The organism is Ochrobactrum teleogrylli (assembly GCF_037482325.1).
GTDB lineage: Bacteria > Pseudomonadota > Alphaproteobacteria > Rhizobiales > Rhizobiaceae > Brucella > Brucella teleogrylli.
Window position 1 is genome coordinate 58,005 of the sequence record NZ_JBBHKQ010000003.1, and the last position, 18,703, is coordinate 76,707.

Sequence of the window (18,703 nt, forward strand, 5' to 3'; positions counted from 1 at the left end):
TCGCTATTCCTTGCTGCGGTGTCTGTATCCTGACCGCTTGGTGACGCGTCTCAATTCAGTCAGAACCGCAACCTGCAACTTTTGCACGTCACCCACCACCATGCGGATCTCGCTATCTGAAACCGATTTGCCGCTATTCAGCGCTCGAGCAACCTGATTGAGATTGATGCCTATCATGCGCATATCCTCAAGCAGGAGTGACAAAAGCGCCCTGTCTTCGTCATTGAAGATCGGCTTTTTCCCTGCCCCTTGTAGCAAAACGGCCTTGAAAAATGCGCTTATCGTCATGTCAACCGCCTTCGCGGCGCCGTCGATCGCGTCATATTCGTCCGCCGAGACACGGCTATGAATGGTTTGCGGCTGGGGTTTTGCGACCCTTATATCCTCTGAAATTGCTTCATTCATAAGCGTTGTTAGCTCCAATTCAGCGCAGCAATCGACAATCGCGGACGTGTTTCGCGATTGATCAGAAAAAATGTAGCACATTTTTCCGTATCCTGCCTCACCTATTGTCGAGAGAACCATTCTTATTCGTCGAATATGGCCCCGCTCTGCCCGCCCTTCACAGAATTACGCTCACCAGGGTTCACCCCCAGGGCCGCTTAACCGCCCTTGTGTACCCCTCGTACTCGCCAGCAAGGGACGCTACGCTCTTCGCCCTTGCCGGACTGCGTGCGAGCGGCACAGACGGCTCTTGCGCGGCTCCAGGGTCTTGCGCCGTGTGGGCAGCATTTGCGGACGCTTCGGCAATAAATAAACGCAAAGAACACCAGCATTATCCAGGTACAGGAGGGCCATCGTGACACTTCGAATATCATCGGTAAGTGGCAAAGGCGGAGCGGGGAAGACGACCGCAGTCATTTTGACTGCAGGTGAACTCGCACTCAAAAATCGACGAGTGTTGCTCATTGATGCCGATCCACGACAGAACTTGGCCGAGTGGTGGAAGCGGTGTGAGGCAAAGGACAATGTACCGGCGTCGATTTCACTGGCGACGGCACTTCGTCAGAACAATATAGAGAAGTTAATGGCGTCACAGGAGGACAACTGACGCGCCGGGCGTCGATAGTGTTGTGATGGATACGATAATCGACCATTCAGATATTGTCATCACACCCATTCAGCCCGCCCAGGACGAGATTAAAGCAGTTGGTGAAGCAGCGGAAGCAATTGCGACACGAACAGACTTTCTTGACCGTAATATCCCTCAAGCAGTTCTTCGAACACGCATCACCATCGTCAATCGGCACCTCGAAGAATACCGGATCATTCGCCCTTTCGTCCAAAATCTCAGCGAACACGGGTACAATTCCGTACTTCTCGAAACGGAATTAATCGAACGAAATTGCTATCGTGAAATCCGCAGCGGTCTTGGCACACTACAAATGCTCGAACCGAGTGAACCGGTTCTCAAGGCCAGAGCGGAGGTGAATGCATTCGTCGAGGAGTTGGAGCAACTTAAAAAGGAACACCGCGGGGAGACTATCAATGGCTAAGGGAAAAATCTCTCTTTCTGATTTCCCTGTCGCGGAACGTCGAAAACGTTCTGTTGATCTGGGTAAAGACACTGCCGCCCCGCCTATTTCTCACGTGCAAGAAGAAGGCGCTGCAAACGTTGGAAATGAATCGGCGTTCGTGACATCAAGTCAGAAAAAGCAGGATAAACCTCTCGAGAAAACGCCGGAACAACACCGCGCAAGTGCAATTGAAAATGCGAACCGTCGAGAAGACTCCCGTAACCGACTGCGCGAGCTTCGCAAATCCCGTGAACGCGAAAGCAAACATTTCGTCAATGTTTCGCTTGATTATGAAACCAAACGTCGTCTTGAGAACGCTGCTCATGACAATGGCCTCAAAATGACGGTCATTCTTCGTGATGCCATTGATCAATATCTTAAAGATAATGGATACTGACCGTGTTCGGCCGTAGTTTTCTCGTCGGGATAGCGCTCGGAATTGCCATTGGAATCTATATTGCTCCATCGCTACACACCAAACCAGATATTCACAATGACGAACCGACGATCGCTCGTGTGGCAAAGCAAAGCTACGATGCCATCTGGCCTGATGACGAAACAGCCAAGACAGAGCTATTTCGATTATCGAACTGGAATTACGCCGGATACGGCCATTCTTCCAAAGTGTCAGTGCTACGTTGTATTCTAATTAAAGAGCAGACCGCTGCATGCGAATTGTCTGCATCGCTAAGCTGGCTGAACGAGACCAAAGTTATCGAAGCAGTCTTCGAGGGCGCGGCCAATGATTGGCGCCTTGTGGCGGTGAAATCCAGATAACCGAAGTGACAACGTCGGCATTGGAAGCCCCGAACAACATAACGCCGAAATCGCTCTCCTGCTTCATTTCAATATAAACGCGCGCTGAAACAAGCGAACACCACCTCTGGAGTGCTGCAATTTTCAGAAAATGTGATAATGATCGCTGTTGTGGCACGGCAGGCAAAAGGGGTTTCCGCGTGAATCGTGAGGCATTGGATTTCGCTAACGAACATTCTTTGGAAAAAACCAATGATCCTGAGATCGATAAGCCAGTCTTCAGGCGTCCGGGCTTTAATGGAATAAGTACGTTTGAAGAAATCGATCAACGGCTTGCGAAATACCTACGTGATGCACGCGATAGCGCCGGCTTGAAACAAGCTGATTTTGCTCCGCTCATGGGACTTTCTACGCCCGTTTATGGTCGCTATGAACGCGCGTTTTCAAAGCTGCATGTCACTCGCATGGTGCATATCTGCGAAGTGCTGAACATTATGCCCATCGAAATGCTTTACGAGGCAGCACCTCATTTGTGGGGCAAAAGTGAGGAGGAAGCCAAGGATCGCGTCGAACTTGCGAAACTGGTGGCTGATCTCCCGCACAGCACTACGCGTGACTTGCTTTCGTTGGTTAAAAAAATGGCTGACCTACAAAGCCAAGTCGACGCCAAAACGCAAAGCTCAGATTGAATCAAATAATCAAAGCTGGCAATGGCTATTGCGAATAGCCGACAATTGCTTGAAATGCGCGAGCTAAGAACCAATCACCGATTGGAGGATAGGGTTCGCTATTGTACTACCTCACTTAATATGGTACTAATTTTCATACCTAATTTGATATGGACTTGTTATGCAACGTGTGGAAGCAAATATAGCGGTTAGCGTTTCAGACCTAAAAAAAAGTCCGTCCGCCGTAATGGACGAGGCTAATGGCGAGGCTGTGGCCGTTCTTAATCATAATCGAATTATGGCTTATATGGTTCCCGCTGGCGTCTATGAAGCCATGCTCGAACAGCTGGATGATATTCGCCTCACTGAGATAATCCGGAATCGAGCCGACGAAAAAGGAATTTCGGTCGATATCGATGCCTTATAAGCTTGAATTCTTGCCATCGGCCCTCAAAGAATGGAATAAACTCGGCGCGACGATCCAGCAACAATTGAAGAAGAAACTTCGCGAACGATTGGAAACGCCGCGTGTCGTGAGTGCTTCACTTCATGGTATGCCCGATCATTATAAAATCAAGCTTCGCCAGTTGGGCTACCGACTTGTTTACTCCGTCAATGACGATACCGTTACGGTATTGGTCATAGCGGTTGGAAAACGTGAGCGTGGCGATGTTTACAATACCGCTCGCACCAGATCACAGTAATATCTCATCTGTCAGACCCGATGCAGCGCAAAGAGACCTGCTGGACCTCGAGGTCGCTTACGCGACCTTCGTTCTGTGTATCGATACAAATCCATGCAGATAATCGGCAGCCGCCTGTGCTTTGGCTGCTGCAGTGATAATGGCGCGTTTGTTGGCCTTCAGGACGGCCAGCCAATTATCGATGTAAGCGGCTGTGTTTTCGCGAGGATCATGGGCCACGCCCAGGTCAGCGCAAAGGAAAGCTGCGGATAGTTCGGCAACGAGCTCTTCAAGAGCATAAGCGTTGGTGCCGAAGCGGCCAGATAGATCGCGATCAAGGCGATGATTTGCGCCTGACCAATGACCAATTTCGTGCAGAAGCGACGAGTAAAGATGGACGTCGCTTAAAAATCGCTCCCGGTCGGGCATGAGTATGTCGTCAGGTCCAGGACGATAGCAAGCCTGCGTGCCGCCGTAGTGAATGACGGCTCCGGTCTGGCGAACGAAGGTGTCGACGGTTTCATTGTGGGGCACGGGCGCCGTCGGGATAGATTCGGCTGGGCTATAATATTCGGAAGGCAGGTTTTCGATCTGCTCTACGTTGAAAACCGTGTAGCCCTTGAGAAAAGGGATTGAACGGTCGTCATCAGCGTCCTGATCCTTCGGGGTAAAGGTGCCATACTTGACGACGAGCGATCCACGTTCGCCCTTCCGGACTTGACCGCCGAGATCCTTCGCTTGACGATAAGTCATCCAAGTGGTGTCCTCGTAGCCGTTCATCTGCGATGCGATCCAGAGCATGAGAACATTGATGCCGCGATAGGCTTCGCCGCTTGATCGGCGGGGGATGATGGAGGTCGGGCGGGTATTTCCGCGCCATGGTCGCACCCAAGGTTTGGTGCCGCCTTCCAGCTGCTCGATGATGACGTTTGTGATGTGCTGATAGGTGTCGCTGACGTTTTTCATGGCCGTCTCCATTCGTTGGTTGACGGCAAGAAACGGAGATAGCCGAGACGAGCCTATGCACCCTTTGGGCCGCAACGGGAGCGGAGGACCGCGAAGCGGTTGCATGGGGGAGGGGCTATCGCAGCTTGTCCGTCAATCAGCCAACGGGTGAGGCGGCCTAAATGTCGTTCACCGAACCTAACGGAACGGCCATCGAAGCGGCTGATGTGCCACTTATCGTTCGCGGTCGTCGGAATCCCGCTCGGGATGCTTGTGCGCCGACAGCTCTGCAAGCCGGGATGGCGCCGCGGCGCTTTTCTGCTCTGGTGGCATTCGCTCAACGGCGGAACCATCTGCATTTCTGACGTGATCCGGGCGCGACAGGCGGGAAAAGTCAGAACGAGCCGTGAATGTAATTTCGATATCGTCGTCGGGCAACCGTTCTGGAAGGTCGGCGCGATCGACGGCAACAATCCCGTGATCGGTAACAAGGCTAGCAACACGGATATCGTGACCGAGAACCTGACCTGAAATCTGTTCGCCCGGCCTGGCGGTGCGCACGTTGTGCTCGAAAGCATTCTCACCGCGCATTTCCAAATCGACGAAGGCAGCTCTTATGGAGGGATCGTTGGTCGTCGCTTTAGATGCTTCAATCATGCGCGGTTTGGTGATGACAGTAAAGTCAACCTCATGACCATGTTCGCGACCGATGGCTGTTAGCAGTGCCTCCTGGGCCCGCCCGTTACCTTCTCGGAACGGGTGCACATAATTCAACTCTGACAACACTTTACCTGTGTCAAATGACACGATATTTGGCCTTTTTGGCCACTATGTTGCCTTTGGGTCAGGATTGCTGACCTTTCCAAACGATCCTCTGGTCAAGCCGCTACTATTCAATGGAGGATGGCCGTGCTGCAACTCGCCTGAAATCCACTTTGCGACTTCCACGCCCCCGCACGTCAAACAACGTGACAGCTCCTTGACAGTTTATCGACTGACAATGACACCAGGTCTGGAAGCAGGTCTTCTACCCGCGTGCTTAAGGGAAATCGATAATAGACCCAAACCGCATAGGCGATAATTTCATGCGCAAAGCGAAAGCCTTTCAGACAGGGCATAGGGTTTGGAATGATCATCTCAAAGTGATAAATCAATGCCCATCAGACAACTTGGCAATACTGTAAACTTCGCGCCGATATTCAGAATGCCCCAACGCGAGGTAATCGTGTCGGGGCTACTCGATACATCTTCGTGTGCCGTTTATGACAAGAAGCTAAAAGGAGATAATCGTTAAGAGAAATTACAGCGGAACCCGCTTGCTTCCTGTGGTTCTCCGAGCTTCACCTGCCTCAGGGACAGGTTTTATTCAATCATGGCTTTGTTCGTATCGACTTTTTCAAAGTGATTTTCCGATAAACGCGCTGAACGTCGTCGCCCTCTCAGTATTTCGATTCGAATAATCGAAATCGAGGGTGCCGGAAATCCAATAACCCTTATCCGCCAGGCCTGAATAGGTAAAAGTCGGTCCTACCCTCCCGCGTTCCGACCTAGCATAATCAGAGTCGGTCAGATTGTAGATGTCATATTGGTGATGGACGCCAACGGCCAGCGTATCCGTCAGCTGATATCCAAACGCGATATCCGCCAGATTGAGCGAAAGGCCTGCCTGCATACGCTTCCGGCCTCCCGTTTCCAGGTCGGTATAATTTTTATCGCGGAAGAGGTAGTTAATATTCGTGGGCGATATGCTTAGTTGCCATTTGTCATAACCAAAGAAGTTATTGACGCTCGCGCTGATGGAATACTGGTTCGCGCCAGCACCGTACCCGCTGGATTTATCCGATCCGTTAGGAAAGTTCATGAATATCGTAGGGCTGATCCACCAGGCTCGATAACCTTCTGTGTTTGGTTTGGCTTTTGTGGCTGCGACCTGATAGTAATATTCGAATCCTAGTTGAGGAGATGTAACACCCCACCGTGAGTCATCACCCTCAAAATCGCTTTTTTGGTAACCACCATTAAAACCTAGCCAGAGTTCAACCTGGTCCTGCTTTGTGCCGGTCAGTCCAGTTTCGCTGAACCAGGCCAGCTGGAAAAAATTTGCTGCCGTTTGGCTGTTATGTTCCTTCGTATAGTAAGGCCACAGTTGAAGCGCCCAACCCGGTGTCCCGGGTTGGGCGTTTCCCAAGAAATTTCCTGCGTACGCACCATTTGGAACGAATGAAAGAGCGATCGTTGACATTAGTAAGCCAGCGATGCTCATTTTACGAAAAAGTAGCATGGTATTCCCCTTCTTATTGGCATACTTGCGTAGGCATAGTATTTTTACATTTCGTAGATCAATTTGTGACGTCTATTACGATTTTCCCATGTGAACTCCTGGTTGATTTCATATATTTCCAAGCTTCGATGTATCCATTCATAGGAAATAAGCGGTCTATATTCGGAATAATATTTTTTAAAGTTAGATTTTTATTTACATAATCCACGCCTCCCTGTCTCATTTCTTGATGTTCAATATAGTTGAATACTGAGTACGCCTGGAACGTCACGTTCTTTTGAAACATGTCTCGCAAAGGAAGTTCGGGCGGCTTTGTGTCCAGAGTGCCGTAAAAATAGACATGCGCATCTCGCGCAAAGGCAGGACTGTATTTGGAGATCAGTCCCTCTCCGATTGGATCAAAGGCGACATCAATTCCCTTACCGCCGGTCACCGCCAGAAGTTGTTCGGCAATTGAAGTCCCGTCGCTATCGGTCACGATGACATGAGAAGCGCCTCTTTCCTGCAGATAGGGAACGTTGGAGGGAAACCGTGTCGTGCCGATTATGGTTGCGCCGAGCATGCGGCCTATTTCAAGTGCTGCTGATCCGGCTGTCGACGTGGCAGCGGTAGCGAGAACGAAACTATCCGGCCCAACCTTCGAGACTTCAGCGAGGGGATAATAGGCAGTCAGGTACTGCATCCATATGGATGCGCTTTCTGGGGCCGACAGTCCGGGAGGCGCCGGTGTTATATACCGTGCATCGACAATGAGTGTCTCTGTGCTGGCCCCACGATTGTAATAGAAATAGGGCAAAGTACAGTAGCGGCTTCCGATGGTTATTCCCTCAACCCCGTCGCCTACGGCCTCAACAATGCCGGCCGCCTCAATTCCGACACAAGCTGGAAAATGGTGGAAGCTGAATGAATAATTATCCACCATCAGATCCATATCACCCCAATTGAGAGCAAATGCCTCAATTCGAAGCCGAACTTCTCCGGGACCTGGTTGCTCAATAGGAACCTTGACAAGTCTCAGTCCCTGATAACCGTCATAACCATTGATGACCCATGCTCTTGCTGTGGCGCCCATATCAGCCCCTCGCCATATGCACGTCGCGCGGAAGCGCGGAGAGGATTTCCGGTCCGTATTCGCGCAGGATCACAATATCCTCTAGGCGGATGCCGAACCGGTCGGGCAGATAGATGCCAGGTTCGATGGAGAAGACCATCCCTTCCTCCAGCACCGTTTCGGAGGTTGCAGTGATATAGGGCGGCTCGTGACCATCGATGCCCATGCCGTGGCCGGTACGGTGCACGAAATATTCGCCATAGCCCGCATCGGCGATGACGTTGCGAGCCGCTGCATCCACCTCGCGCGCCATGACGCCCGGACGAGCTACTTTCAGCGCCGCCTGCACGGCCTTCTCGACGATGGCGTGGATCTCGCCATAACCTTCGGGCGGCATGCCGACGACGGCCATGCGGGTGATGTCAGAAGGGAACCCCTGCTTGCGTCCGCCAATGTCGATCACCACCGCGTCCCCTTCCTGGATAACGCGATCGCTAGCAGAATGGTGCGGGAACGCGCCGTTGCCGCCCGCGCCCACAATCCAGAAGCGCGGCTCGGCACCTTCCGACGAAAAATGTGCGCGGATTTCCGCGGCAAGTTCATTCTCGGTCATGCCCGGCCTGATTGCGGTGAATGCCGCTTCCATGGCGCGATCGGCGATGCTGGCATTCATCTTGAGTTTTGCGTATTCATTGCTGTCTTTGCGCATGCGGAGACCGCCGAGCGTTGCGGGCGTAAAATTGCGACACGTATCTGCAGGCAAAGCATCGAGGAGCAGTAGCGCGAAGTCAGCGCGCATCGTTTCATCAAGCGTGACGAGGCCGGGTGCTTCCGCCCCGATGGCCGATAATGCTGCTCGCAAGGCGACGTCGGGGCCTTCATCATCAGCCCAGGTGTAGAACTTGATATTCGTGAATTCCCGGCTGCCCTCCGCATTCAGCGCTGGCATCAGGAAAGCCTCCTTTTCCGGGCCAATGAGCAGCAGGCAGGGGCGCTCGTCGGGATGCGGGTGGAAGCCCAGCACCCAGTCCATGTGAGAACCGGGTGCGACGGCGACGAGGCCCGTACCTGCTTCGGCCATGCGCTGTCGCAGGGCTAGAAGTCGGGAGGCGATCTGTTTTTGCATGGTCTTGTCCTCGTTCACGTAGCTGGAATGATGATGCGGCTGCCGAAGATCGGCTCGTCGTCCGGAAAGGCTTTGAACGCGGCAAGTTCGGCTTCAGAAGGCGATTCACACGAGCCTTTCCGGCTTGGCACCCAGCCGCACTGGCGCTTAAGGATCGCTGCATATTCCGCCCGCTTCAAAGCGGCGATGGACGGATCGATGACCGGCACGCCGAGCTCTTTCTCGATTTCCTTGTAGAAGCCGACCTCCATGGTGCAGCCGAGAATGAGCGCTTCCGCGCCACCTTCCTCCACCGCCTTGCGACCGGCGGCCAGCAGGCGTCGGTTGGTTTCCGCATGATCCTTCTGGAAATCATCGACACCGAGGTCGACATCATAGAAGCCCGCGAGACGTTCCGCGTGGCCATACCCGTGCACGGTGGACTGCATCTGGTGCACCCATTTGCGCCGGCCGACGATGATGCCGAAGCGGTTGGCAAGGCTTGCGGCGATCTCACAGGAGGCAATGCAGGGAGCAGTGACGACCATTTGGTCCGAAATCTCAAGAGCATCGTGTAACGCTGTGTCGTAGAAGCAGCCAATGGCCAGCGCATCGAAACCTTCCCGTGCTGCGGTGCGCACCGCCCGCATGATGCCGCGTGTCACCAATGCCTCATAGGTGCGGAATTCGATATGGGAGAAGCCATAGCTAGCCTTCGGCAAGGCAGCGACGTGGACTTCCGTACCCGGCAGTTTGTGGTCCCGCGCCATGTCGGCAAAGATGGCATCTACTGCATCGTTCGCAGCAAAGGGATTGAGATACATGATCTTGAACGGTTCAGGACTCATATTGCTATTCTCCTTAGTAGTGTCGTTGCGATCCCGACGAAATTGTCGGAGATCAGACCGATCTCTCACTCTCGACTCATAGCTTTCCCGTTCGCGTACAGCCCTGAATTGGCTGATACGCGTCAGAACAAGACCTTGACCGGGAGCGGCTATCCTATCCTGTTTGTCGTCTTCACTCAGGAAGCAGGAATGATGATGCGACTGCCAAAGACGGGTTCGTTGTCAGGGAACGCTTTGAAGGCAGAAAGTTCGGCTTCGGAAGGTGCTTCGCAGGAGCCTTTCCGGCTAGGTACCCAGCCGCACTGGCGCTTGAGAATCGCAGCATATTCCGCTCGCTTCAAAGCGGCGATGGATGGATCAATGACCGGCACGCCAAGTTCCTTCTCAATCTCCTTGTAGAAACCGATTTCCATCGTGCAGCCGAGGATGAGTGCTTCCGCGCCGCCTTCCTCCACCGCCTTGCGACCGGCGGCTAGCAAACGGCGGTTGGTTTCCACATGATCTTTCTGAAAATCATCTACCCCGAGGCCGACATCGTAGAAACCGGCAAGACGTTCCGCATGGCCATAGCCGTGGACGGTCGACTGCATCTGATGTACCCATTTCCGTCGACCGACGATGATCCCGAAGCGGTTGGCAAGGCTGGCGGCGATTTCGCAAGAAGCGATGCAGGGCGCGGTTATGATCATCGAGCCGGAAATCTCGCGCGCATCATGTAAAGCGGTGTCGTAAAAGCAGCCGATCGCCAGTGCATCGAAACCTTCGCGCGCTGCGGTGCGCACCGCACGCACGATGCCGCGTGTCACCAACGCTTCATAGGTGCGAAATTCGATATGGGAGAAGCTGTAGCCGACCTTCGGCAACGCAGCCACGTGTACCTCTGTGCCCGGCAGTTTGTGGTCCCGCGCCATGTCTGCAAAGATCGCATCAACTGCGTCGTTTGCGCCGACGGGGTTAAGATACATAATCTTGAGCGGCTCAGTGCTCATTTTGTTATCCTACTCTACAGTTTCATGATGATCCCCGTCGATACCGTCGGAGATCAGTTCGATGACTCACACGTTCGATCCATAGATCGCGCGCGCACGTTCCGCCGTTACGTACTCGTTGCGGATGTCTTCGAGCACGAGGGCTGGATCACGTTCTTTCGGATTTCCGAACCCTCCGCCAGCACCCGTGATCACGCGGATCACGTCGTCCTTGTCGACCCTGATGCCGGAGGCGAAGGCGTAACGCTCCGATTCCCCATTCTTGCGCAGGACGAGCGCATAGTTGGCCGAGCCTTCGTTGCCACCGTCGAGTGACCATGGAAGGATGCGCGAGCGGGTATAGCCGAGCGTCAGGAAGGAATCGTCGCGGCGGATCCGGTAGTCGAGCCGGATGCCGCGGCCGCCGGTCCATTTGCCTTCGCCGCCCGGATCGGTGTTCAGCTCCATGCGGTCGACGACGAGGCCGTTGCGTGCCTCGGAGATCTCTGCCGGACAATTGTAGGTCTCGCCGTGCACGCCGGAGAAGATCGCCGAATTGCCGTCGCGCCCATCCGATGCGCCCCAGCCGCCGATCTGCGGCTCGATGATCGTGTATTGCCGCCCCGTATCGGGATGGATGCCGCCGATGAAGGTGCCGGCGATGGATGAGAAGTGCCCGGCGGGCAGCTTTTCTGGCATGTGCGGGGCAAGGCAGCGCCAGACGAGATCGTAGCCGCGAATGCCGATTTCATAGTAGAAGCCGACGGCCGCCGGCTCCTTCGCATGGAAGCACGACCCCTCGCGCGTTAAAACCTTGAGCGGGCGGAAGGAGCCTTCGTTGGCCGGCGAGGTCGGGTCGGTCAGCGCCTTGAAGATCACCTGCATGCTGACGAGCGTGTCGTCGTAGCCGGCGTTCGACGGGCCGCTGTCCTGGTCGGGGTTGTCTCGTAGGTCGATGACAAATTCCGTTTCCGATATCGTCACCTTGACGTTGAACATGCGCTCGTCGTCCTGCTCCTCCGTCAGCTCGAAGGTGCCGTGCGGGAGTTTCGCGAGCTCGGCGAGCGCGATCTTCTCGCCATGGTCCATGAAACCTGCCATCGCCGCCTCGAAGGTGGCGACGGTGTATTTCTCCGCAAGCTCGGCAAGGCGCTTCGCACCGATGCGGACGGAGGCGATGGCGGCCCAGAGGTCGCCTTCGAGGAAGTCCGGCATGCGAGAATTGACGGTAATGATGTCGAAGATGCCGGGAATCGCCTCGCCCTTCGATATCATCTTGATGGCCGGAAGGCGAAGACCTTCCTGGAAGATTTCCGTCGCATCGGCTGAGAGCGAGCCCGGCGACTTGCCGCCGACGTCCGAATTATGGGCGATATTGGCCGTCCAGGCGATCAGCCGGTCGCCGGAGAAGACCGGCATGCAGACGACGAGGTCGTTAAGATGCGTGACGCCGCCGTAGTAGGGGTCGTTGGTGATGAAGACGTCGCCGGGCTGGATGTCGCTTGGTTTGGAGAACTTCTTCAGGAGCACCTTCACCGACTTGTCGAGCACGCCGATGAAGCCCGGAATGCCCGCGCCCGAGGAAGCGAGACGACCTTCGGCGTCAGTGATCCCCGTGCCCATGTCGAGCACTTCGTAAATAATGGAGCTCATCGCCGTCTTGCGCATGGCCGCGAACATCTCGTCGGCGGTGGCTTGCAGCGAGTTCTGGATGATCTCGAGGGTGATCGGATCGTGGGAAGCTGTCGTCATGTTCCGCACTCCTCAGGCTTTCAGGTGGATGTGAGTGTTACCGAAACCGTCGATCTCGACGCGGTTGCCGGGGTGGATGACGATCGTCGTGCCCGCATCCTCGATGATCGCGGGGCCGTTGAAGGCCATGCCGGGCTCCAGCTTTTCGCCATCGAAGATCGCGGCCGGATGGATGCCTTCTAGCGCATAGTCGACCTTGCGTTGGCCCTTCTGCGCGGCGGAGGCCGGCGTCGCGGAAAGCGGCTTTTCCTGCATCTTAAGCTTGCCGACCTCGGCCGACGCGACCAGGTGGATGCCGACCAGCTCGACGGGGGCGTCGAGGCGGTAGGTATATTCCCGCTCGTAGGTCTCGTGGAACGCGGCCTCGATGGCGGCAAGGCTCGCATCTGTGATCGCGTCCTCGATAAGAACTTCGGTCGTGTGCTCCTGGTTCTGGTAACGGAACTTGCCGTAACGCAGAAACCGGACCTTCGCCGCTTCGACGCCTTCCTCGCCGAATTGCTGGTGGGCCAGCGCCTCGGTTTCGGCGAAGAGCGCCTCAATGGTGGCTGCGGCGCCGGCATTGAGGTCCGCGAGCTTGGTGACGAAATAGTCGCGACGCAGGTCCGACATCATCATGCCCCAAGCCGAGAACACCGAGGCGCCCGCCGGGATGACGACCTTCTTTACGCCCAGTTCCGTGCCTAGCGCCACCGCATGCATCGCGCCGCCGCCGCCGAAAGCGACCAGGGTGAAGTCGCGCGGATCGAAGCCGCGATTTAGCGAGACGAGCTTCAGCGCGTTGACCATGTTGTTATTGGCGATGCGCACGATGCCGCGCGCGACGTCATCGGTCGAGACACCGAGTTTCTCGCCGACCTCCGAGAGTGCCTTTTCCGTCGCCGCCATGTCCGCGACGACTGAGCCGCCACAGAAATAATCGCGGTTGATGCGGCCGAGCCAGAGATTGGCGTCTGTGGTGGTGGCATTGGTGCCACCGCGACCATAGGCGGCAGGACCGGGCATGGCGCCGGCCGACTTCGGGCCGACATGCAGCTTGCCGAAGTCGTCGACCCAAGCGATGGAGCCGCCGCCATTGCCGATCTCGACGAGATCGACCACCGGCACCATAATCGGATAGCCGGCGGAGGTGCGGTCGCGCTCGATCCAGTAGTCCGTCATTATGCGGACCTGGCCGCTCTCGATCAGCGAACATTTCGCCGTCGTACCGCCGATATCGAGCGCCAGCACGTTCGGCTCGCCGATCAGCTTGCCGAGTTCGGCCGCGCCCCAGAAGCCGGAGGCCGGGCCGGATTCGACCATGGTGATCGGGATTTTCTTCACCGATTCAAGCGAATCCACACCGCAGTTCGACTGCATGACGAAGAGGCTTCCGTCAAACCCCTTGCCGGTAAGGCCGTCGTTGAGACGCGACAGGTAGCGCTCGGCCGTCGGCTGCACATAGGCGGACATGACGGTCGTATTGGTGCGCTCGTACTCACGCCATTCGCGGGTGATTTGGTGCGAGGCGACGGTCGCGATCTCCGGCCAAAGACGTGCGATCTCCGCGATCGTTGCCTGCTCGTGGCTGGGGTTGGCGTAGGAATGCAGGAAACAGACGGCGATCGCCTCGACGCCCTCTGCACGGAAGTCGTCGAGGATGGCTGGCAGGCCCGAAAGGTCGAGCGACTTCATCTCCGTGCCGTGATAGTCGAAGCGCCCAGACAGTTCACGGCGCAGATAGCGCGGCACGAAGGGTTCTGGCTTTTCATAATTCAGGTTGAAGAAATCCGGTCGGTTGCCGCGGGCGATTTCCAACGAGTCACGAAAACCTTCCGTCGTGATGAGGCCGACTTTGACGCCCTTGCGCTCGGTCAGCGCGTTGATGACGACGGTGGTGCCGTGGGCGAGGAAGTCCACGGTCTTCGGATCGACGTCGCCTTTGTCGAGGACGTTCAGAACGCCCTGTTCGAAATTCGGCGGCGTGGTGTCGGACTTAGCCGTCGTGATGCGGAACTGGCCTGTCGCGTGGTCCGTCTCGAAGCAGACGAGATCGGTGAATGTTCCGCCGACATCGGTCGCGACCCGAATGGTCTTCTGGCTCATTGGTTTTTCTCCCTCTTCTGCCGGTCGTGCAGAAGCATGCAAACGGCGCCGGGCAGTTTCAGCGCGTCGGCGGCTCGGATGCGGTCCTCGGTGTAGTAGTCACGATCATGGAGGCAGTTCAGCGTACCGACGACTTCACCGTCGATGATGACTGGTACGTTGATGACTGACTCGCAGCCCAGTGAAAGGATCAACTCGTGGTCGTCAAAAACTTTGGCGATGTCTTCGATCGTGTTGGCGACAAAGGTGTCTTTGCGGTTCAGCGTGATTACCGACCATTCGGTTTCGTTATAGGGTTTGGTCCCGGAAACCGGGTAGACGTCGGGCATGCTTGAATAGATGCGTTCCGCCTGCTTGTCGGACGTATCGGCTGTCATGATGGTGAAAAGCTTGGCGCCAACAATGCCTTTCACCAGTTGCTCAAGTGCGGCGTAGGCCTTCTCCGGCTGGCTGCCAGCGTCGGCAACAGCGTGTACGAAGGCGGTGAAGTCAGGTATTTCCATTCTGCAGTTGCTCCATGATGTGATCCCGAAGCGCTGCTTCCTCAGAGCTGACGACGGGAACGGCGCCGATTAGCCGGCGCGTGTAGGGATTTTCGGGGCGGGTGAAAATGACGTCGGTCGTGGCAAATTCAACGAGCCGGCCTTTCTCGAAGACGGCGACGCGGTCTGCGATGTTACGAACGACGGAGAGATCGTGGGTGATAAAGACGTAGGTTAACCCGCGGCTTTCCTTGAGTGCCTTCAGAAGTTTGAGCACGCGCGCCTGCACCAGAACGTCGAGTGCGGAGGTTGGCTCGTCGAGCACGATGAGCTCCGATTGGCAAGCAAGGGCGCGGGCTATAGCAACGCGTTGGCGCTGACCGCCGGAAAGGGCCGACGGGGCACGGTTGCGAAGCTCTGCCGGCAATCCGACTTCCTCCAGCAGTTCGCCAGTGCGCTTGGCGCGGCCCGCCTTAGCGCCGATATTATGGACATCAAGCGCGAGGCGCAGCGATGCCCCGATTGAACGACGCGGATTGAGCGAGGAGAGCGGATTCTGTTGCACGAGCTGGATAGCCCGGCGATGTTCCTGCGTACGTCTTGCCGGCAGCGCCTCACCCTTGAAGGTGAGGTTGCCAGTGGTCGCGGCGTAGATGCCGAGGATAATGTTGGCGATGGTTGATTTGCCCGAGCCGGATTCCCCGACCACGGCGAGGCATTCGCCCTTTGTGACACTGAAAGAGACGCTATCGAGTGCTTTGACCGTGCCTCCATTGACCTCGAAATTCTTGGAAACGTCGGAAACGGAAAGAATCGTGCTCATTTGAGGAGTTCCTTTTCGCTGAAGCCTTCATGAGCAACTAGTGGGGCGAGGAATTGCGCAGGATCGTCGTCGAGGTCTGGAATGCCGCCGCCGGTGATGCGCGGCACGGCCGAGAGGAGCGCACGCGTATAGGGGTGGCGGGGATCCTCGAAGAGCGCGGCGGTCGGGCCCTGCTCGACAATGTTGCCCTTGTAGATGACATAGACCCGGTCGGCGAATTCGCGCACTACTCCGAGATTGTGCGAGATGAAGAGCACGGAGGTGTGGTGTTTCTCGACAAGCTCGGACATCAGCTTGAGCGTCTGCGCCTGCACGGTCACGTCGAGCGCCGTGCCAGGTTCGTCAGCCAGCAGCAACGCCGGATTGTTGGCGAGCGCCATGGCAATCATGACACGTTGGTTCATGCCACCGGAAAGCTGGAAGGCATAGGATTCGAGCACACGCTCCGGGTCATGGATCGCAACGTCTGCAAGTGCTGCAAGGGCCTTGCGGCGAGCCGTCTCGTAATTGATGTTAGGTTCTGTGCGTTGCAGGACTTCCCGAAACAGCGTGGATATCTTGTAGACCGGATTCAGCGACGAGGTCGGGTCCTGAAAAATCATCGACATGGCGGTACCGCGCAGCGCATGGCGCGAAGCGGATTTTAGCGTTTCGAGGTCAATGCCTTCGAATTCAACCGTGCCGGAGATGTGAGCTGTGCGCAGGTGCTGAAGCATGCCCAGCACAATGCGCGCTGTCACAGATTTGCCGGAACCGGACTCGCCGACAAGGGCGACACGCTCACCTCTGCGGATATGCAGAGAGATGCCGTGCAGCACGTCGATCATCCCGGACCACGTCTTGAAGCCGAGCCGGAGGTTATCGATCTTGAGTGTAGGGGCCGTCATTGATCCACTCCCAGGAATTCACGCAACGCGTCGCCGATCAGGTTGAATCCGAAGACGGCGATCAGGATGGCAAGGCCAGGGAACACGGTGAGCCACCAGCTGTCTGGAAGGTACTTCGCACCTTCTGCAACCATGGAGCCGAGGTCGGGTGTCGGCGGCTGAACGCCAAGACCGAGAAAAGACAGCGAGGAGGCAATGAGAATGACGAAACCGAAGTCGAGCGTCATCTTGGTGATGACTGAGGGAACACAGTTCGGCATTATCTCGCGGAACATGATATGCCGTTTCGAGGCGCCGATCACCTCCGCCGCCAGCACATAGCCCTCTTCTTTCTCAGAACGGGCGATATTGTAGACAAGGCGGGTGTACCAGGGCCACCACATCACGGTCACCGCGATCATACCATTGGTAAGGGTTGGCTCGAGGAGGCCCATGATCGACATGGCGAGCACCAGTGGCGGTATTGACAGGAAGACGTCCGTAAGCCGCATCAGCAAATATTCAGTCCAGCCGCCAAGATAGCCAGCAGCAAGACCGATGGCGACGCCGACCGGAACGGCGATGATGAGCACGACAATGCCGAGGATCAGCGAGATCCGGTAGGCATAGACGACGCGGGTGAAGAGGTCGCGGCCAACGAGATCTGTGCCGAATATATTCGGCCAGTGTGGAGGTTGGTTGAAGTTGGCGAAGTCCACCACAGCGCCGACATGTTCAGGGAAGGGCGTGATGAAATCGGCGAAAATCGCCGAGAACACTACGATTCCGACGAGCACCAGCCCGATCAGCGACAGAGGATTGGCGGCGAGGATGACAAGGGTCTTCTTCATGACGCTCTCTGCGAAAGGCGGATGCGTGGATTTACGATAGAAACCAGCAAGTCCACGACGATGTTGACGATGAGGAACATGGCCGAGATGACCAGAACGGTTCCCACGATGGCGTTAAGGTCCTTACGCAGGATGGCGGCCACGCCGTAGCGCGACAGGCCGGGCCAGGCATACACGGCTTCAACAAGGAATGCGCTACCCAGCATGGCGGCAAAATCGAGACCAATAATGGTAAGAGAAGGGATCAGAGATGGTCGGAAGGCATAGCGTCGAGCGATGCGCTTTTCCGGGAAGCCATATGCCTCTGCCATCTCGATGTAAGGCCGTTCGTAAGTCTCGACCATGTTCGATCGCACGAGGCGGGCGGCCTGTCCGATACCGGAAAGGGCCAGAGCGAAGGCAGGGAGGACCAAGTGCCAGACGGCATCTGCAAACGCTTCGAGATTGCCGGCAAGCAGCGTATCGATCAGCATGAAGCCGGTTACGTTCTGCACAGCGATACTGTCTGAGAGCCGACCCGCAATCGGAAAAAGCCTTATGAAGTAGGAGAAGACGAGCAGCAGCACGACTGCCCAGACGAAGGCGGGCGCGGAGACACCAAGCATAGTCACCAGCCGGATAGCGTGATCTATCCATTTTCCGCGGTAATGGGCTGACAAAACTCCGAGTGGAAGGCCGATGCCGATCATCATCAAACCTGCGACCATGACCAGCTCCAGCGTTGCGGGTAGAAACTGGGCGATGTCGGCCGTAACAGGGCGATTTGTGTACAGCGAGATGCCAAGATTGCCGTGCATAAGATCGGCAAGAAAATAGCCGTACTGGACGAAGAAGGAAGCATCGAGATGCAATTTATCCCGCAGGGCGGCAATTGCTTCGGGCGTCGCGTTTGGTCCGAGCGCGATGCGCGCCGGGTCGCCGGGAATTACCCGAGCGATAGCAAATATCAGCACTGATACCCCTATGAGAACAAGCAAAGAGGTACCTAGCCGCTTCGCTAGGAGGCGGATGAACGGTGACAT

Annotated in this window: 19 protein-coding genes and 3 pseudogenes; 6 read left to right on the plus strand and 16 right to left on the minus strand. The window is 56.0% G+C overall.

What is annotated here, in order from left to right:
- Positions 1-3: 3 nt before the first annotated feature.
- Complete coding sequence (locus tag WIX40_RS22850; RefSeq protein WP_339442454.1) at positions 4-405, minus strand: plasmid mobilization protein; 402 nt, start codon at positions 403-405, stop codon at positions 4-6.
- 394 nt (positions 406-799) lie between these two features.
- Here WIX40_RS22850 and WIX40_RS22855 point away from each other — a divergent pair.
- The 6 genes and pseudogenes from WIX40_RS22855 (at position 800) to WIX40_RS22880 (ending at position 3,645) form a co-directional block, all read left to right on the plus strand.
- Positions 800-1,496: pseudogene (locus WIX40_RS22855) on the plus strand (ParA family protein).
- Positions 1,489-1,914, plus strand: a complete 426-nt coding sequence (locus WIX40_RS22860; protein WP_262077897.1) for a hypothetical protein — start codon at positions 1,489-1,491, stop codon at positions 1,912-1,914. The pseudogene WIX40_RS22855 and the gene WIX40_RS22860 overlap by 8 nt, the downstream one beginning before the upstream one ends.
- A 2-nt stretch (positions 1,915-1,916) precedes the next feature.
- Complete coding sequence (locus WIX40_RS22865; RefSeq protein WP_138787172.1) at positions 1,917-2,294, plus strand: hypothetical protein; 378 nt, start codon at positions 1,917-1,919, stop codon at positions 2,292-2,294.
- Positions 2,295-2,473: 179 nt separating this feature from the next.
- The gene (locus tag WIX40_RS22870; RefSeq protein WP_049768461.1) at positions 2,474-2,962 is read left to right on the plus strand and encodes a helix-turn-helix domain-containing protein; all 489 of its coding nucleotides are present in this window, start codon (positions 2,474-2,476) and stop codon (positions 2,960-2,962) included.
- 160 nt (positions 2,963-3,122) lie between these two features.
- Positions 3,123-3,368 (plus strand): type II toxin-antitoxin system Phd/YefM family antitoxin, encoded by a 246-nt coding sequence (locus WIX40_RS22875; protein ID WP_011982865.1) that lies wholly within the window; start codon positions 3,123-3,125, stop codon positions 3,366-3,368.
- The gene (locus WIX40_RS22880) at positions 3,358-3,645 is read left to right on the plus strand and encodes a type II toxin-antitoxin system RelE family toxin (protein ID WP_182506626.1); all 288 of its coding nucleotides are present in this window, start codon (positions 3,358-3,360) and stop codon (positions 3,643-3,645) included. The genes WIX40_RS22875 and WIX40_RS22880 overlap by 11 nt, the downstream gene beginning before the upstream one ends.
- A 57-nt stretch (positions 3,646-3,702) precedes the next feature.
- Here the strand turns inward: WIX40_RS22880 and WIX40_RS22885 are convergent, their stop codons facing one another.
- The 15 genes and pseudogenes from WIX40_RS22885 to WIX40_RS22955 all read right to left on the minus strand — a co-directional run bounded on the left by WIX40_RS22885 (position 3,703) and on the right by WIX40_RS22955 (position 18,703).
- A complete protein-coding gene (locus WIX40_RS22885; protein WP_182506625.1) occupies positions 3,703-4,590 on the minus strand; it encodes an ArdC family protein in 888 nt (295 codons plus the stop codon).
- Positions 4,591-4,803: 213 nt separating this feature from the next.
- Positions 4,804-5,358, minus strand: a pseudogene (locus tag WIX40_RS22890) (cell filamentation protein Fic); the annotation flags it as partial.
- A gap of 201 nt (positions 5,359-5,559) precedes the next feature.
- Positions 5,560-5,705: pseudogene (locus WIX40_RS22895) on the minus strand (IS6 family transposase); the annotation flags it as partial.
- A gap of 260 nt (positions 5,706-5,965) precedes the next feature.
- On the minus strand, positions 5,966-6,850 hold the full coding sequence (locus WIX40_RS22900; RefSeq protein ID WP_182506623.1) for a hypothetical protein: 885 nt from the start codon (positions 6,848-6,850) through the stop codon (positions 5,966-5,968).
- 58 nt (positions 6,851-6,908) lie between these two features.
- On the minus strand, positions 6,909-7,922 hold the full coding sequence (locus WIX40_RS22905; RefSeq protein ID WP_339442460.1) for a zinc-binding dehydrogenase: 1,014 nt from the start codon (positions 7,920-7,922) through the stop codon (positions 6,909-6,911).
- Position 7,923: 1 nt separating this feature from the next.
- Positions 7,924-9,027 carry a M24 family metallopeptidase gene (locus WIX40_RS22910; protein ID WP_182506621.1) on the minus strand — a complete coding sequence of 368 codons (1,104 nt, stop codon included), beginning with the start codon at positions 9,025-9,027 and terminating at the stop codon, positions 7,924-7,926.
- A 14-nt stretch (positions 9,028-9,041) separates the two neighbouring features.
- Positions 9,042-9,854 (minus strand): aspartate/glutamate racemase family protein, encoded by an 813-nt coding sequence (locus WIX40_RS22915; protein WP_114217371.1) that lies wholly within the window; start codon positions 9,852-9,854, stop codon positions 9,042-9,044.
- Between the two features lie 176 nt (positions 9,855-10,030).
- Positions 10,031-10,843: an aspartate/glutamate racemase family protein gene (locus WIX40_RS22920; RefSeq protein WP_182506620.1), complete on the minus strand. Its 813-nt coding sequence runs from the start codon at positions 10,841-10,843 to the stop codon at positions 10,031-10,033.
- A gap of 66 nt (positions 10,844-10,909) precedes the next feature.
- Positions 10,910-12,574: a hydantoinase B/oxoprolinase family protein gene (locus tag WIX40_RS22925; RefSeq protein WP_182506619.1), complete on the minus strand. Its 1,665-nt coding sequence runs from the start codon at positions 12,572-12,574 to the stop codon at positions 10,910-10,912.
- Between the two features lie 12 nt (positions 12,575-12,586).
- On the minus strand, positions 12,587-14,659 hold the full coding sequence (locus tag WIX40_RS22930) for a hydantoinase/oxoprolinase family protein (protein ID WP_182506618.1): 2,073 nt from the start codon (positions 14,657-14,659) through the stop codon (positions 12,587-12,589).
- Positions 14,656-15,162 (minus strand): GAF domain-containing protein, encoded by a 507-nt coding sequence (locus WIX40_RS22935; RefSeq protein ID WP_182506617.1) that lies wholly within the window; start codon positions 15,160-15,162, stop codon positions 14,656-14,658. The genes WIX40_RS22930 and WIX40_RS22935 overlap by 4 nt, the downstream gene beginning before the upstream one ends.
- Entirely contained in the window at positions 15,149-15,964 is an 816-nt protein-coding gene (locus WIX40_RS22940) for an ATP-binding cassette domain-containing protein (RefSeq protein WP_151081330.1), read from the minus strand. The genes WIX40_RS22935 and WIX40_RS22940 overlap by 14 nt, the downstream gene beginning before the upstream one ends.
- Positions 15,961-16,851, minus strand: coding sequence for an ABC transporter ATP-binding protein (locus tag WIX40_RS22945; protein WP_114217367.1), 891 nt, complete (start codon positions 16,849-16,851; stop codon positions 15,961-15,963). The genes WIX40_RS22940 and WIX40_RS22945 overlap by 4 nt, the downstream gene beginning before the upstream one ends.
- On the minus strand, positions 16,848-17,681 hold the full coding sequence (locus WIX40_RS22950; RefSeq protein ID WP_182506615.1) for an ABC transporter permease: 834 nt from the start codon (positions 17,679-17,681) through the stop codon (positions 16,848-16,850). Before WIX40_RS22950 ends, WIX40_RS22945 begins: the two co-directional genes overlap by 4 nt.
- The gene (locus WIX40_RS22955) at positions 17,678-18,703 is read right to left on the minus strand and encodes an ABC transporter permease (protein WP_182506614.1); all 1,026 of its coding nucleotides are present in this window, start codon (positions 18,701-18,703) and stop codon (positions 17,678-17,680) included. Before WIX40_RS22955 ends, WIX40_RS22950 begins: the two co-directional genes overlap by 4 nt.